Here is a 14,663-nt window from a genome sequence, read left to right as displayed (position 1 = left end):
TCACCCAGCGCAGTCGCCGTTCGCGGAAAACCGTTCGCGGAAACTCGTCCGGCCTGGTCTCCTCGCCGGATGGACTCCTCGAACGGCCCGCTCCCCCGCGTGCTCGCCGGACCGGGCGGCCCCGCCGCCGACGTGCTCGCCGGCCTTTCCGGCGCGGACCTGACGACGCTGCAGCTGGAAGTAGCCCGCCGCCGAGCCGCGAAACTGCGCGGGCCGGATGTCCTGCGCCGCTACCGCGAGGACCGCTTCACCACGCCCGCGCCGTTGCCGTTCGAGGTACTGCGGCGGGTCGAAGACTCCCTGCTTTCCGCCGCGCCGCCGGAATTCGAACGGGTGACCCTCTCCCCGGTCGCCCCGCTCGGCACCCATTCCACAGTGGCCGGACTGGCCCAGCACCGCGTCGTCCCCACCGGCCGCGGCACCGAAGTCGCCGCGGACCCGACGAACGGACTCGCCCTGGAAGCCGCACTCCGCCGCACCGGCTCCTCGCCAGTCCGGCTCACCACCGTGCAACGCGTCGTCCGAGCCCAACCTCCGGCCCCCGGACTCTTCGCGCACTTCTCCCTCTTCGCAGCCATCACCGCCGGTCGCGACCGAGGCAACCGGTCCTTCGAACGCGAGCACCTGATCGAGCACGCGCGCTTCCTCACCACCGCGGTACGCACCGCCGGCGCCCATGCCGCAGGCTTCGAAGTGACCACTTTGGACACCCGCTTCGCCGACTTCGCTGACTCAGTGCAAGACGCCCTGCCCGACGTAGCCGTCTCAGCTGCCCCAGACCGCGCGGTAGGCCGCGACTACTACTCCGGCCTCTGCTTCACCGTCACCGCCGACTTCGGCACCGGCCTGACCCCCGTCGGCGACGGCGGCTTCACCCCCTGGACCGCACGACTGCTCGGCAACGCGAAGGAACGCCTGCTCGTCTCCGGCATCGGCGTCGACCGGGTCGCGTCATTGCTCAACGCTTGACGATCCCCTCGTACACCGCCGCCATGTCGTCCTCACCGTGCCCCGCCTCGACCGCGGCTTCCAGATGCGCCAACGCGGCCGCAGCCCCGCCGACGTCGATCGCGTGCCCCGCAGCCTCCACGACAAGCCGCGCGTCCTTCGCCGCGAGCGATGCCGGAAAGCTGGCCGGATACTCGCCGGACAGCATCATGGGTCCCTTCGCCCGCGCGTACGGCACGTCGAACCCGGTGCCGCTCATGACGTCGAAGAACAACTGCGGATCCACCCCCAGCACCTTCGCGAGGGCGAGACTCTCCCCGGTGCCGTTGGTGAGCGCGAGAATCCACGCGTTCATCACGAGCTTGAGCCGCGTCGCCGTCCCAGGTTCAGTACCGAGCCAGCGGGTCCGGGAGCCGATGGCGTCAAACACCTCCGCCGCCCCGTCGTGCACGTTGTCCGGCCCAGCAGCGAGCACCTGAAGCTGCCCCTGCTCGGCGGGCCCCTTCGTCCCCATCACCGGACAATCGACAAACGGCACCCCGGCCGCGACGGACGCCTCAGCAAGCCGATCAACCCAATCGACCCCCACGGTGCTGGTCTGCAGCCAAATCGTCCCCGGTTCCAGCGAGAGCCCGCGAAAGACTTCAGCGACCGCAGGCCCGTCCGAAAGCATGGTGACGAGGAAATCAGCCCCCTTCACCGCTTCGCGAGGAGACTCGACAACGGCAACGCCCTCCGCGCCCAGCGGCTCAGCCTTAGCCCGAGTCCGATTCCACGCCCGCACGCTCACCCCAGCGCGAGCAAGATTGGCGGCCATCGGACGGCCCATGATCCCGGTGCCCAAGAATGCGACTGTGGTCATCCGGCCATCGTGCCGCCACCCCTGCGACTCGGCACGATCAGCGCTCCCCCAGCGCCGCCCTCGACCACACTAACGGGAAACCGGACCCTCCCCCTCCGTCACAACCACCTCAGACCCACCCAACGCGGCGTTTGGTGCGTGTAACGCACCCAATGTGGCATTCGGTGCATCCCACGCACCCAATGCCACATTGGGGCGCAAACCGCACACCGCGCCCCAACAGCAACCACCCACTCAAGCCGCGCAACAACCGCCACCGCCGCAGCCAAACAGCGCAGCACCCAAACCGCGGAAAAACCGCCGCCGCTGCACCCAACCCCGGGGGCACCCACCCCTCCCCCAACCCCGATACAAAGCCGCCCTGCGGTTCGGGGGTGCTTGTCAAGGCATCTTTCCCGCCTTGACAAGCACCCCCGAACCGTCAGCACAATCGGCTCTCGGGGTGCCCCACGCAACCACTCCGGCGCAATGTCGCCACCAGGCGACGAGCCGCCCGACTCACCCCTGCCGCTCCCCCCGAACAGTCCGCCGCAACCGAGGCACCCGCTCCGCCAAGGTCCGCTCCCCACCCCGCTGAGTCGGCTCGTAATAATCCCGCCCCACCAGCTCATCCGGCGGATACTGCTGCGCCAGCACCCCCTCCGGCACGTTATGCGGATACCGATACCCCTGCGCATTCCCCAACTGCTTGGCCCCGGCATAGTGCCCGTCCCGCAGATGCGGCGGCACCGTCCCGATAGCCCCAGCCCGAACATCACTCAACGCCGAATCGATAGCCGTAACCACCGCATTCGACTTAGGCGCAGTCGCGAGATGTATCGTCGCCTGCGCCAACGCGAGCCGCCCCTCCGGCATCCCGATGAACTGCACCGCGTGCGCCGCCGCGACCGCCGCCTGCAACGCCGTCGGATCCGCCAGCCCGACGTCCTCGCTCGCGTGCACCACCAGCCGCCGCGCGAGGAACCGCGGATCCTCCCCCGCCTCGATCATCCGCGCCAGGTAATGCAACGCCGCGTCGACATCCGACCCGCGGATCGACTTGATGAACGCACTGATCACGTCGTAGTGCTGATCACCGTCGCGGTCGTAACGCACCGCCGCTTTGTCCACAGTGGACTCAACCACGGCCAGATCGATCGTCTTGTTCTCCGTCGCGGAAGCAGCATCCGCAGCCGCCTCCAGCGCGGTGAGCGCACGCCGCGCATCCCCGCCAGCGAGCCGCACGAGGTGCGCCCGCGCGTCGTCTGTCAGCGTGAGTTCGCCACCGAGCCCACGCTCGTCGGCCAAGGCGCGCTCCAGCACCGCGACGATGTCGTCGTCCGTGAGCGGCCGCAGCTGCAGCACCAAAGAGCGCGACAGCAGCGGGGACACCACCGAGAACGACGGGTTCTCCGTAGTCGCCGCCACCAGCAGCACGGTCCGGTCTTCGACCGCGCCGAGCAGCGCGTCCTGCTGGGTCTTGGAGAACCGGTGCACCTCGTCGATGAACAGGACGGTGTTCTCGGTGTTGTACTGCCGGCGTCGCCGCGCCTCCTCGATGACGCCGCGCACCTCCTTGACGCCCGCCGACAGCGCGGACATCGCGACGAACCGGCGGCCGGTGGCGATCGACACCAGGTTCGCCAGCGTGGTCTTGCCGGTGCCGGGCGGGCCGTAGAGCAGCACGGACGCCGGGGCGGCCCCCTCGACCAGGCGGCGCAGCGGAGCCCCTTCCCGCAGCAGGTGCTGCTGCCCGACCACCTCGTCGAGCGTGCGCGGCCGCATCCGGACCGCGAGCGGCGACGTCGCCGGGTCGGCCTGCAGTTCGGCCTGGTTCGCTCCGGAGGGTTCCGGCGGCGGCCCCACGTCGGGGTTCACCGTGAAGAGTTCGTCCTGTGCCACCTCACGACGGTATCCGACCACCCCGACAATCCCGCTCGCCCGGCCCCGCGGCGCGGCCGGAGGGGCAGACTGGGGCGATGGTCTCCTCGGTCGCGGTGTTGTCCGACATCCATGGCGTGCTTCCCGCGCTCGACGCGGTCCTCGCCGAACCCGACGTCCAGGCTGCCGACCTGGTGGTCCTGTGCGGCGACCACGCCGCCGGACCGCTCCCCCGGCAAACCCTCGACCGGCTGGTTTCGCTCGGCGATCGCGCGGTGTGGGTGCGCGGCAACGCCGACCGCGAACTCGTCACCCTCGCCGGCGGCGGCCCCACCCAGATCCCGGACCCGATCGGGCCGTGGGCGGCGACACAGCTGCGACCGGACCAAGTGGCGCTGCTCGCCGGATTGCCGTTGACAGTGACGCTGGAAATCGACGGCCTCGGCGAGGTGCTGTTCTGCCACGCCACTCCGCGCGACGACGAAGAGGTCGCGCTCGTGGACAGCCCGTTGTCGCGCTGGGCGGAAGTTCTGGACGGCGTCACGGCGGAAACGGTGGTGTGCGGGCATACCCACATGCCGTTCCTGCGGTTGGCCGACCGGTGCCGGATCCTGAACCCGGGCAGCGTCGGAATGCCTTACGGCACAACGGGTGCACACTGGGCGCGGCTCGGCCCTGGCGTCGAGTTGCGGCGTACCGCTTACGACGCCGAAGCCGTGTGCCGGGCGCTGGCGGACCGGTCGGAGTATCCCGGAATCCAGGACTGGAACGACTATTTCGTACGGAATCCCGCGTCGGATGCGGAGGCGTTGCGGGTATTCAGCCCACGCGCTCGCGGAACGAACGCCACATGATGACCGCCGCGTAAGGCAGGAACTCGCGTCCGCGCCGCCAGAGCCACGGCACGCCCTTCGCCACGAGCCAGCCGAAGTGGGCGGCTGCGCTGGGTTCGACGCCGCCGGAGCAGACAAGGCTTACCGGCTGCGGCACCTCGAAACCGGCTGCCGCGGCCAGGTTCGCGAAACCTTCGGCGAGCAGGCGGTGGCCCAGTTCGGAGGGGTGCAGGCGGTCGACGCTCCAGACGGTGAGGTCGTAGGCACCGGGGAGCGTGTCCAGGTTCAGGCAGCCGATGCCTTCTGTTTCCACCACTCGATCGATCGCCTCGTTCAGTTCCCGCACGCGGGCGCTGAGGGCTCGCTTCAGGGACGGCGGGAGGCGGAAGACCTTGCTGTGGTCGTGGAAACGTACCGGGAGGACGGTGGTCCCGACTGCGGCCAGTTCGCGGACGATCGCGGTCAGGTCCGCGGCGACCTTGTCCGGGTCGAAGTCGGGGCGGAGGGTGTCGTTCATCCCTACTACGACCAGGGCGATGTCCGGTCGGTGGGCGATTGTTTGCGGTAGTTGGTCGGTGCGGACGCAGGACATGCGGGCACCGGTGAAGGACGGGTTCAGGTAGCCGGATTCGTCGATGCCCAGTGCTTCTGCGACCAAGGGGCCCACGCCGCGCCATCCGCCGCGGTTGGGGAGGGGGTCGCCTAGGCCTACCGCGGTCGAGTCGCCTAGGACTGCCAGGCGGGTCGCTCGGCGGGGCTGGGTTTTCGGGTGGGGGGCCGGGGCTGGTTCTGCGGGTGGGGTGACTCCGACGCTGATCACGGTCACGACCAAGACCATCCGGTATTGAGGCTCACCGCTGGTGATGGGGAGGTAACGCGGTATGGACGGAGGTGGGAACTTCCGGTACTGGGTGGTTGGTTTGGGGGTTCTGTCGGCTCGTCGCCTGGCGGCGACATTGCCGCCTGGGTTGCGTGGGGCACCCCGAAGTTTGATTGTGCTGACGGTTCGGGGGTGCTTGTCAAGGCGGGAAAGATGCCTTGACAAGCACCCCCGAACCGCAGAGAGGCTTCGTATCGGGGTTGGGGGAGGGCTGGGTGCCCCCGGAGTTGGGTGCATCGGCGGCGGTTTGGTCGGTGCCTCGATGGTTGGGTGCAGCGGCGGCGGTTTGTTGCGCGGCTTGGGTGTGTGGTTGCGGTGGTGGACGCGACGTGCGGTTAGCGCCCGAAGTGGCGTGGGTGCGGCGGCGGCAGCTTGGGTGGTGGGGTCGTGTGGCTCGCGGCGTGCGGCTAGAGCGGCGTTGGGTGCACCGGCTGCGGCGAATGACGAGGTGCGCGCGGTGCGGGGATCGGCGGCGGGTTCGCGGTAGGCGGGCATTGCGCCCCAATGTGGCATTGGGTGCATGCGACGCACCCAATGTGGCGTTCGGTGCGTCTGACGCAACCAATGCCACATTGGGGGCCCGGCTCGCGGACGCAGGCGGGTCGTGAGGGGAACCCTGAGGGACTCAGAGTCCGTGAAGGTGGCCCTCACGGACGGGCGGGCAGGTGCGGGGGGGGTCAGCGGAAGGCGGGATAGAAGGCCAGGTCGGCGTGCGGGCCCAGGCGGGCGGCCAGGGCGGCGGCGACTCGGGTGGAGTGTTCGGCGACCTCGGTCAGGCGCGAGTAGCCCGCGTGCCGTGCCAGTTCGCGCCACCACGTGACCAGGGCGGCTTCGCGGCTTACTGGGGTCGCGTGCCTGGTCAGGTCCAGGCCCGGGAGCAGTTCGCGGGTGATTTGCCAGACCTGCAGCATTTCGCTGATGGTGAGTTGCTTCGCCAGCTCGACGTCGTCGGCGAAGGAGGGCCATACGTCGACGATTTCGGCTCGCCAGGCGGCGATCATCGCTTCGCTCATGCCCGCGGGCAGCGCCATCGCGCGGGGGTCCGACACGAACGGCAGCCGGAGGCAGGAGGCGTCGACCAAGGCGGTGCGGACGCGGCCGCGTTCGAAGTCCAGGAAGCGGACTCCCGAGCCGGTGACCAGGTTGTTTTCCGGGGCCAGTTCGACGGGGCTGAAGGCGCGGAAGGCAGGTGACCGGGCTTGGGCGACGGCTTCGGCGAGGCGTTCGCGCACTGACTCCGGGACGGGCACGTCCAGCAACTCCGAGAGGAGTTCTTCGACGTCCTCGGCCAGGTCCGTCAGACCGTCGTCGTCGGTTCGGATCGGGCCGCCCAAACGGCGCAGCAGGGCGTTGAAATCGGCTTCCCGGCTGGCGGTGCTGGCGTGCAGGCGGCCCAGCGAGCGGGCCCACGACAGGAGGGCTCGTTCGGCTGCCCGGGAGTCGCGGGCGGCCAACTTGTCCTGCAGGGTCGGCGCGCGGCCCAGGTCCTCGATCACCAGCACGCGGTGGCCGCCGTCGTGGGCCAGGAGTTCCGGGCACATTCGCTCGTCCGGCGCCAGTGCGGTGAACAGCTGGTAGCTGACGGCTTCCTGGGCGAACGGATCGACCCGGCCGGGTTCCGCGGGGTCGGGATAGTGCTTGACCACGAGCGTGCGCGGCAGGGCGAAGGAGGAAGACACGACCCGGGCCCGGACGACCGTCGCCGGACCGCTTCCGGAGAGGTGTTCGGGCGAGACCAGGGTGATCGCGCTCCCGAACCGGCGCGTGAGCACCGCCTCGCCCGCCGCGACGGCCGCGGCGACTGCGAGTTCCCCGGCTTCCGCCCGGACTCCAGCGTCGCCGGCGGAGGAGGTGTCGACTGTCATTGTCACCGACCCTACTCGTGACTGAGCAACCATGACCACAACGTTCCGGGCGCCGGGACGCGCCCGGAATCACCCACGGGAAAGCGGACGCAGCAACGCCGCGGAACGTTGCTTGCGTCGGCGAACTATCAGCACAATGGCCGCAGCAAGAACGATTCCGAAGAGGTTGACCAGCAGCTGCAGCACCGAAAAACCGGTCCGGTCCCACCGTCCGGCGACCGCCGCGACCATGGCGTAACCGGCCGCGGGCACCGTCGTCACCGAAATGAACACGCCGACCAGCGCGGCCGATTTCGCCGACGTCATCGCGAGCATTCCGGCCGCCCCGGCGAGCAATGCCACCACGAACGACGCCGGTCCGACCTGGTACACGAAATCGACCTGGTGGTTATTCACTATCGCGTGCGGATCGAACAACTCGGCCGAGCTGCCGAGCAGCACGCCGAGCAGCGTGATCGCCATCGACACCGGGAAGCCGACGGCCAGCGCGACCCCGGCGCGGCGCACCAGGTCCCAGCGGCGCAGCACCATGCCGACCGCGATCGCGGCGAGCGGGCCGAACTCCGGGCCGACCACCATCGCGCCGACGATCGTCACCGACGAGTCGGTCAGCACGCCGACCGCGGCGAGCAGGCACGCGATGGCGAGGAAAGCCTGGAACGTGGCGTTCCACCGCGATTCCTCGCCGGTGCGGCCGAGCAGCTCCTGCCACACGACCGCGTCCGCGCCTTCGCCGGGAGCGGCTTCCTCGGCCGCGTCGGCGGCGTCGGAAAGCGCGGTGTCCAGCGATTCCATGGTGATGCCGCCGGTGCGGTCGAGGCCGAGCGTGCACAAGGCGTCGACGATGTCGTCGGCCGCCTCCCGCGCGATGTCCGCCTCGATGAGGTCGCCCTCGGGCGAGACGGACGCCCCGCGGTGCACGATCAAATGCGCCGCGCCCGGGTGGGTGTACAGCAGCTTGAGCGCCTCGTCAGTGCTCTCCGGAGGGCAGATCGCCCTGAGATGCAGCACTAGCCCGCCCCGCCTCGCCGGCCGCCCTCACCGGACCCGCTGCGCGCGGCCACTACTTCTCCTGGGCGGCAGCCGGTTTGCTCTGCGGGACAGCCGGTTTCGCGTCGATCCCGGCTTCCTTGCGCTGCTGCGCGGTGATCGGCGCGGGCGCGGCGGTGAGCGGGTCGTAGCCGCCGCCGGTCTTCGGGAACGCGATCACGTCGCGCAGCGAGTCGGCCTTGGCCAGCAGCATGACGATGCGGTCCCAGCCGAACGCGATGCCGCCGTGCGGGGGCGCGCCGAACTGGAACGCCTCGAGCAGGAAGCCGAACTTCTCCTGCGCTTCCTCCTCGCCGAGGCCCATCAGCGCGAACACGCGCTTCTGGACGTCCTCGCGGTGGATACGGATCGAGCCGCCGCCGATCTCGTTGCCGTTGCAGACGAGGTCATAGGCGTAGGCGAGCGCGTTGCCCGGGTCCTGCTCGAACTTGTCGATCCACTCCGGGGTCGGCGAGGTGAACGCGTGGTGCACGGCGGTCCACTTGCCGGAGCCGACCGCGACGTCGTCGCCGATGTCCTCGACCGGCGCGAACAGCGGCGCGTCCACGACCCAGACGAACGACCAGGCGTCCTCGTCGATCAGGCCGAGCTTGCGGCCGATCTCGTCGCGCGCGGCGCCGAGCAGCGGCTGGGCGGCGGAAACCTTGCCCGCGGCGAAGAAAATGCAGTCGCCGGGCTTCGCGCCCGCGGCTTCCGCGACGTTCGCGCGCTCGGTCTCGGACAGGTTCTTGGCGACCGGGCCGCCGAGTGTGCCGTCCTCGTTGACCAGGACGTACGCCAGGCCCTTCGCACCGCGCTGCTTCGCCCACTCCTGCCAGGCGTCGAGCTGACGGCGCGGCTGCGAGGCGCCGCCGGCCATGACGACCGCGCCGACGTACGGGGCCTGGAACACGCGGAACGGCGTGTCGGAGAAGAAGTCGGTGAGTTCGGTGATCTCGAGGTCGAAGCGCAGGTCCGGCTTGTCGGAGCCGTACTTCGCCATCGCCTCGCGGTAGGTGATCCGCGGGATCGGGGTGGCGATCTCGTGGCCGATCAGCTTCCACAGCGCCTTGACGATCGCCTCGCCGACCGCGATGACGTCGTCCTGCTCGACGAAGCTCATCTCGATGTCGAGCTGCGTGAACTCGGGCTGCCGGTCGGCGCGGAAGTCCTCGTCGCGGTAGCAGCGGGCGATCTGGAAGTAGCGTTCCATGCCGCCGACCATGAGCAGCTGCTTGAACAGCTGCGGCGACTGCGGCAGGGCGTACCAGGAGCCGGGCTTGAGCCGCGCGGGCACGAGGAAGTCGCGGGCGCCTTCCGGGGTGGAGCGGGTCATCGTCGGCGTCTCGATCTCGACGAAGTCCTGCGCGTGCAGCACCTCGCGCGCGACGCGGCTGACCTCGCTGCGCAGCCGGATCGCCGCCGCCGGGCCGCTGCGGCGCAGGTCGAGGTAGCGGTACTTGAGCCGGACCTCCTCGCCGACGTCGACCCGGTCGTCGATCGGGAACGGCAGCGGAGCGGCCTCGGACAGCACTTCCAGCTCGGTGGCGAGGACCTCGATCTCGCCGGTGGCGATGTCCGGGTTCGCGTTGCCCTCGGGCCGCTTCGACACCTCGCCGACGACCTTCACGCAGAATTCGGAGCGCAGCGCGTGCGCGCGCTCGGCCATCTCGCCCTCGCGGAACACGACCTGCGCGACGCCGCTGGCGTCCCGGAGGTCGATGAAGATGACTCCGCCGTGATCGCGCCGCCGCGCCACCCAGCCGGTGAGGGTGACGGTCTGACCGGCCTGCCCGGCACGCAGAGTGCCGGCTTGATGAGTGCGGAGCACTGCGACTGCTCTCCCTAAGTCCACGAGGTTCGGGTGCGGCGGGGTGCGGGTTCGGTGGAACACGCATTTCGCCGGATACAGAGGCTAACGAACTCGGTGTCCGGGGGCGCGGGCAGGTTTGGGTCCGGGCTGGCGGGCCGGGTGCCGGAGGCGGGAGTTGGGGCTGGTCGAGGCTGCTGGCCGAGCCTGGCCGCGCTTGCGGCTGGGTTCGCGGGCGGCGGACTCGATGGGGCTGGCTCGGGTTTGGCGGGAGCGGCGGGGTTCGAGCGTTGTTCGGGGCGGTTGCTCGAGCCGGGCACCGGGCTCGGGGCGCGCTCGGCAGATATCGCTCGGGCTGACAAGGCAGCAAGCCGAAGCGCCGGGCGGGCGCGCGACGTACACCTCCGCCGACGAGGCGGGTGGACGTCGTTCGTCGCTGGGCGTGGGCGGGCGGCCCCCGGGCCCGTCCGGCCACGCCGGGCAGCGGCCAGGCCTGAAGTACTCACGCCGCGCAGCGAGTTGGCCTGAACGACTCACACCGCGAAGCAAGTTGGCCCGAAGAACTCACGCCACGCAGCAAGTTGAACCGCCCCGGGTTTGATGGAGGCTCCATCGTGTGAGTGAGGATGGAGTTATGGGCCGGTCTTCGAGGCATCCGCGTGAGGTGCGTGAGCGCGCGGTTGCGTTGGTGTTTGAGCAGGTAGAGCAGTACTCGTCGCAGTGGGAGGCGATCACGTCGATCGCGGCGAAGGTGGGGGTGTCGGCCGAGTCGCTGCGCCGGTGGGTGCGGCAGGCTGAGACCGATCAGGGTGCGCGGCCGGGTGTCACGACTGCGGAGTCGGAGCGGGTGCGCGAGCTCGAGCGTGAGAATCGTGAGTTGCGCCGGGCGAATGAGATCCTGAAAGCGGCATCGATTTTCTTCGCGAGGGAGCTCGACCCTCGACCGCCGCGCTCGTAGCGTTCATCACGGATTATCGGGACCGGTTCGGAGTCGAGCCGATCTGTGCCGTGCTGACCGAGTTCGGGATCAAGATCGCTCCGTCCACCTATTATGCCGCGCTTTCCCGTCCGATGTCGGCGAGGGAAGTTCGCGATGAGGAGTTGAAGAAGGAAATTCAGCGCGTGTACGACGAGAATTACCTGGTGTACGGTGCCCGGAAGGTATGGCGTCAGCTGAACCGGGAAGGCGTTCGGGCGGGCCGGGGCCGGGTGGAACGACTGATGCGCGCGATGGGCTTGGCCGGCGCGGTCCGCGGGAAGAAGGTGCGCACCACGGTGTCCGATCCCGGCGGTGCCCGCGCCGCGGACCTGGTGAGCCGCCAGTTCACGGCAGGTGCACCGAATCGGTTGCGGGTAGCGGACTTCACCTACGTCGCGACCTGGGCAGGCACCGTCTACGTCGCGTTCGCGATCGATGTGTTCTCCCGCAGGATCGTCGGCTGGCGCGTGAGCATGTCCAAGGAAACCGACCTCGTGCTCGACGCGATCGAGCAGGGACTGCGTCATCGGGACTACCGATGGCGAAAGGGGCAGGACAAGCTGATCCACCATTCCGACGCCGGAAGTCAATACACGTCGTTCCGATTCACGCAGCATCTTGCTGATTCCGGTATCGACGCGTCGATCGGCACGGTCGGCGATGCCCTCGATAACGCGCTCGCGGAATCCACCATCGGGCTCTACAAAACCGAGTTGATTAAACCGAACGGGCCATGGCACAATAAGCAAGAAGTCGACGTCGCGACTGCCGCGTGGATCGAGTGGTACAACACCCAGCGCCTCCACGGAGCATGCGGCGACCGGCCACCCGTCGAATTCGAGACCCTGTACGAGGACGGCGACCTGATCAGTCTGGTCGCCTGACCCCAACAACGAGTCTCTACCGAACCCGGGGCGGTTCAAGTTGATCTGAAGCACTCACGCCACGCAGCGAGTCGGCCTGAACGACTCACGCCACGCAGCAAGTTGGCCCGAACGACACACGCCACGCAGCGCGCTGGCCTGAAGTACTGCAGCCAGGTTCGGCGACCATCGCAGCGGCGCTCCCCTGCTCGCCGCGCCAAAGCCTCCGATGCGGCATGGCCCGCGGGTCACAGCAAGCGCAGTTGTTCCGCCTCCCCCGCTCGTTGTTCCGGCACCTCCGTCTCCCCCGGCGGGTCCGGGTCCGTCCGGGTTTCCGCATGCGCCCTCGGCGCGCGCGGGTCCAGACCGTGCCGTCGCAGGAGTGGGGCTACCACCGTTGCCAACCGTTCTCGGTAGCCGCGGGCGGCGTAGCTTCCTTGGGCGTACAGGCGGCGGTATCGCGGGGCCAGTTCGGGGTACTCCCGTTTCAGCCACGCGGCGAACCATTCCCGCGCGCCGGGGCGCAGGTGCAAGGGCAGGACGGTCACCCTGGTCGCACCAGCTTCGGCGAGTTGGGCGAAAAGCGGGTCCAGGGCTTCGGGCGAATCTGTCAGGTACGGCAGCACTGGCGCGACCATCACCGAGCACGGCAGGCCCGCCGCGGCGGCTTTGCGGATCAGGTCCAGGCGGGCGCGGGGCGTCGGGGTGCCGGGTTCCAGGCGGCGTTGCAGGTCGCCGTCCAAGAGGGCCAGTGACACTGCGAGGTGCACCGGGACGTCCTTGCCCACCGATTCCAGCAGGGGCAGGTCCCGGCTCAGCATGGTGCCTTTGGTGAGGATCGACAGCGGGGTGCCCGAGTCCGCCAGCGCGCGGATGATCCCGGGCATCAAGCGGTAACGGCCTTCGACGCGCTGGTACGGGTCGGTGTTCGTGCCCATCGCGACCGGTTCTCGTTGCCAGCTCGGTCGTTTCAGTTGCGCGGCAAGCACTTCCGGGGCGTTGACCTTGACCACGACCTGGGTGTCGAAATCCCGGCCGGCGTCGAAATCCAGGTACGTGTGGGTGTTCCGGGCGAAGCAGTTGTGCGACACCATCCCGTCGGCGATGAAATCGCCGGTGCCGGTGGTGATGTCGAACAGCGGCAGCTCCAGCCCCATCGGCGCGACGCTGGTGACGGTGCGCCGGACGCCGCCGATGACGGTGCCGTCCAGGGAGCGTTTCCATTCGACGGCCGGGTCGACCAGGTGCAGGAACCGCAGCACCTCGCCGGTGCCGCCGGTGAGCCGGGCTTGTCTGCGGCCGGGGTGCTGGCGGTGGCCGACGGTGTCGTAGCTGAACGAGAACCGGTCCAGTGCGGCGAACATCGTGTCCACGACTTCGTTCTCGTCGTGCGCGATGGAGAGCGTGCCGCGCCGGTAGCCGCCCGCGAGATCGAAGAGCCCGGCCAGGAAACCGCGCGCCCATTGGGCGTCCGGTTCGCGCGGGATGCGCATGAAGCCGACCGACGAGCCGAAGTCGGGCAGGTACGTCAGGGCTCGCGTGGCGGCGTCCGCTTCCGCGGCGAAACCGCCGGAGCGCAGCATTCCGCACAGGTATCCGGCGCGGTAGCCGAGCGTGTCGTCCGGCGTGCGGGCGAAGCGGCCGCCGCCGACCAGTTCGGTGCCGGGTTCCAGGTGCGGCCGTTGCGCGGTGCCGAGTTTGCTGCCGGTGACGTATTTCCACCCGCGCGAGCTGAGGAACCGGTGGTCCGGCCCGGCGACGAGCCGCGTGCCGTCATCGAGTGTGACGCGGTACGCCGGGCGCACCGTGGTCCAGTGCGCGAGCACCTCGGTGGGCACGAGCCTGCGCGCGACGCCGTGTCCGCGCGTGCCCATGATCCGGTCGCCCACCCGCAGCTCGGCGATCGGCTTCGCGCGGCCGTCAGCCATCAGCACCGGCGTGTCGCCTTCGAGGCAGTACGTGCACGCGTGCGAACACCCGCGATACGGATTGACCGACCACCGGAACGGCACCGCGGACGATTCGGGCACCCGGTTCAGCACGGACCGGGCGCGCACCTCGTGAAAGGTGACGCCGCCGAACTCCGGCGCGCGCACCGAGCGCACCACATCGCCGAAGGCACCGAGACCGGGGAGTGCCGGCTCCTCCTTCCCCGCTCGCAACTGTTCCCAACGCACCCCTACAGTCGAACACATGTTCTAAAGCACTGTCAAACATATGTTCGAACACCCCTCGAACGAGCGAGGCGGCACTCAGCCCGCGAAGCGCTCCAGCGCGCGGATCTTGTTCGTCGCGTCGAGGGCGGCCACCTTGTACGCCTCGGACAGCGTCGGGTAGTTGAAGACCGCGTCCACCAGGTAATCCACCGTCCCGCCGCAGCCGCCGGCCAGCCACTCCGCCGAAGCCACGCCGCCGGATGAGGAGATCACCCGCGCTGAGGGCGCATCCGCCATGGAACCGCCTTTCTTAGGGAAGCTTGCCTTACTTTTACCCTGCGCAACCTTACGGATACCCACCGGCAGGCCGCGAGCGGGGCGGCACACAAAAACGGCCGGTGCTCCGCAGAGGGAGCACCGGCCGTTCCGGAACAGGGTCAGCGCGACCCGCGCACCTGCTCGAACACGTCAGTCGACAGCATGGAACACAGGAACCGCACCGTGGCGCTGGCTAAGTCGAGGGTGCATCAGACCGGACCGAAACGCGGGATCGCGTCGGCGTGTCGAGGAGCAGCGTG

General features: G+C 69.4%; 10 protein-coding genes and 1 pseudogene. 3 read left to right on the top strand and 8 right to left on the bottom strand.

The genetic code is table 11. The features are described 5' to 3' along the window. The first annotated feature begins 69 nt into the window (after nt 1–69). Nucleotides 70–969, top strand: coding sequence for a hypothetical protein (locus SSMG_RS11135; protein ID WP_100266760.1), 900 nt, complete (start codon nt 70–72; stop codon nt 967–969). Here SSMG_RS11135 and SSMG_RS11130 read toward each other — a convergent pair. Beyond that, nucleotides 959–1,813: pseudogene (locus SSMG_RS11130) on the bottom strand (NAD(P)-dependent oxidoreductase); the annotation flags it as partial. The gene SSMG_RS11135 and the pseudogene SSMG_RS11130 overlap by 11 nt on opposite strands. A gap of 495 nt (nt 1,814–2,308) precedes the next feature. Beyond that, nucleotides 2,309–3,655, bottom strand: coding sequence for a replication-associated recombination protein A (locus tag SSMG_RS11125; RefSeq protein ID WP_286157042.1), 1,347 nt, complete (start codon nt 3,653–3,655; stop codon nt 2,309–2,311). Nucleotides 3,656–3,768: 113 nt separating this feature from the next. On the opposite strand from SSMG_RS11125, the gene SSMG_RS11120 reads away from it, so the two are divergent. Further along, on the top strand, nt 3,769–4,524 hold the full coding sequence (locus SSMG_RS11120) for a metallophosphoesterase (RefSeq protein WP_009075728.1): 756 nt from the start codon (nt 3,769–3,771) through the stop codon (nt 4,522–4,524). Here SSMG_RS11120 and SSMG_RS11115 read toward each other — a convergent pair. From SSMG_RS11115 to aspS, 4 genes are all read right to left on the bottom strand, one after another. After that, complete coding sequence (locus SSMG_RS11115) at nt 4,490–5,341, bottom strand: SGNH/GDSL hydrolase family protein (protein ID WP_037713320.1); 852 nt, start codon at nt 5,339–5,341, stop codon at nt 4,490–4,492. The genes SSMG_RS11120 and SSMG_RS11115 overlap by 35 nt on opposite strands. A gap of 719 nt (nt 5,342–6,060) precedes the next feature. Beyond that, nucleotides 6,061–7,248: a hypothetical protein gene (locus SSMG_RS11110; RefSeq protein ID WP_037713318.1), complete on the bottom strand. Its 1,188-nt coding sequence runs from the start codon at nt 7,246–7,248 to the stop codon at nt 6,061–6,063. Between the two features lie 69 nt (nt 7,249–7,317). Continuing rightward, complete coding sequence (locus SSMG_RS11105; RefSeq protein WP_009075720.1) at nt 7,318–8,259, bottom strand: DUF389 domain-containing protein; 942 nt, start codon at nt 8,257–8,259, stop codon at nt 7,318–7,320. A gap of 52 nt (nt 8,260–8,311) precedes the next feature. Then, a complete protein-coding gene (aspS, locus tag SSMG_RS11100; RefSeq protein ID WP_009075716.1) occupies nt 8,312–10,108 on the bottom strand; it encodes an aspartate--tRNA ligase in 1,797 nt (598 codons plus the stop codon). A gap of 613 nt (nt 10,109–10,721) precedes the next feature. On the opposite strand from aspS, the gene SSMG_RS11090 reads away from it, so the two are divergent. Further along, a protein-coding gene (locus tag SSMG_RS11090; RefSeq protein ID WP_234392813.1) for an IS3 family transposase occupies nt 10,722–11,950 on the top strand; the annotation gives its coding sequence in 2 pieces (ribosomal slippage) (nt 10,722–11,001 and nt 11,001–11,950; 1,230 coding nt in all). A 227-nt stretch (nt 11,951–12,177) separates the two neighbouring features. Here the strand turns inward: SSMG_RS11090 and SSMG_RS11085 are convergent. After that, nucleotides 12,178–14,106: an intein-containing Rv2578c family radical SAM protein gene (locus SSMG_RS11085; protein ID WP_199785873.1), complete on the bottom strand. Its 1,929-nt coding sequence runs from the start codon at nt 14,104–14,106 to the stop codon at nt 12,178–12,180. Nucleotides 14,107–14,181: 75 nt separating this feature from the next. Beyond that, entirely contained in the window at nt 14,182–14,382 is a 201-nt protein-coding gene (locus SSMG_RS45300) for a hypothetical protein (RefSeq protein ID WP_158688005.1), read from the bottom strand. Nucleotides 14,383–14,663 lie beyond the last annotated feature (281 nt).

The organism is Streptomyces sp. AA4 (assembly GCF_000158875.1).
In the GTDB taxonomy this organism is placed as follows: Bacteria; Actinomycetota; Actinomycetes; order Mycobacteriales; family Pseudonocardiaceae; genus Amycolatopsis.
This window is presented reverse-complemented; position numbering and strand designations above follow the sequence as displayed.

Excerpts from the sequence above, each read along its gene's own strand:
- SSMG_RS11110 (WP_037713318.1), bottom strand. The coding sequence starts at position 7,248 with ATGACAGTCGACACCTCCTCCGCCGGCGACGCTGGAGTCCGGGCGGAA.
- SSMG_RS45300 (WP_158688005.1), bottom strand. The coding sequence starts at position 14,382 with ATGGCGGATGCGCCCTCAGCGCGGGTGATCTCCTCATCCGGCGGCGTG.
- SSMG_RS11115 (WP_037713320.1), bottom strand. The coding sequence starts at position 5,341 with ATGGTCTTGGTCGTGACCGTGATCAGCGTCGGAGTCACCCCACCCGCA.
- SSMG_RS11135 (WP_100266760.1), top strand. The coding sequence starts at position 70 with ATGGACTCCTCGAACGGCCCGCTCCCCCGCGTGCTCGCCGGACCGGGC.
- SSMG_RS11120 (WP_009075728.1), top strand. The coding sequence starts at position 3,769 with ATGGTCTCCTCGGTCGCGGTGTTGTCCGACATCCATGGCGTGCTTCCC.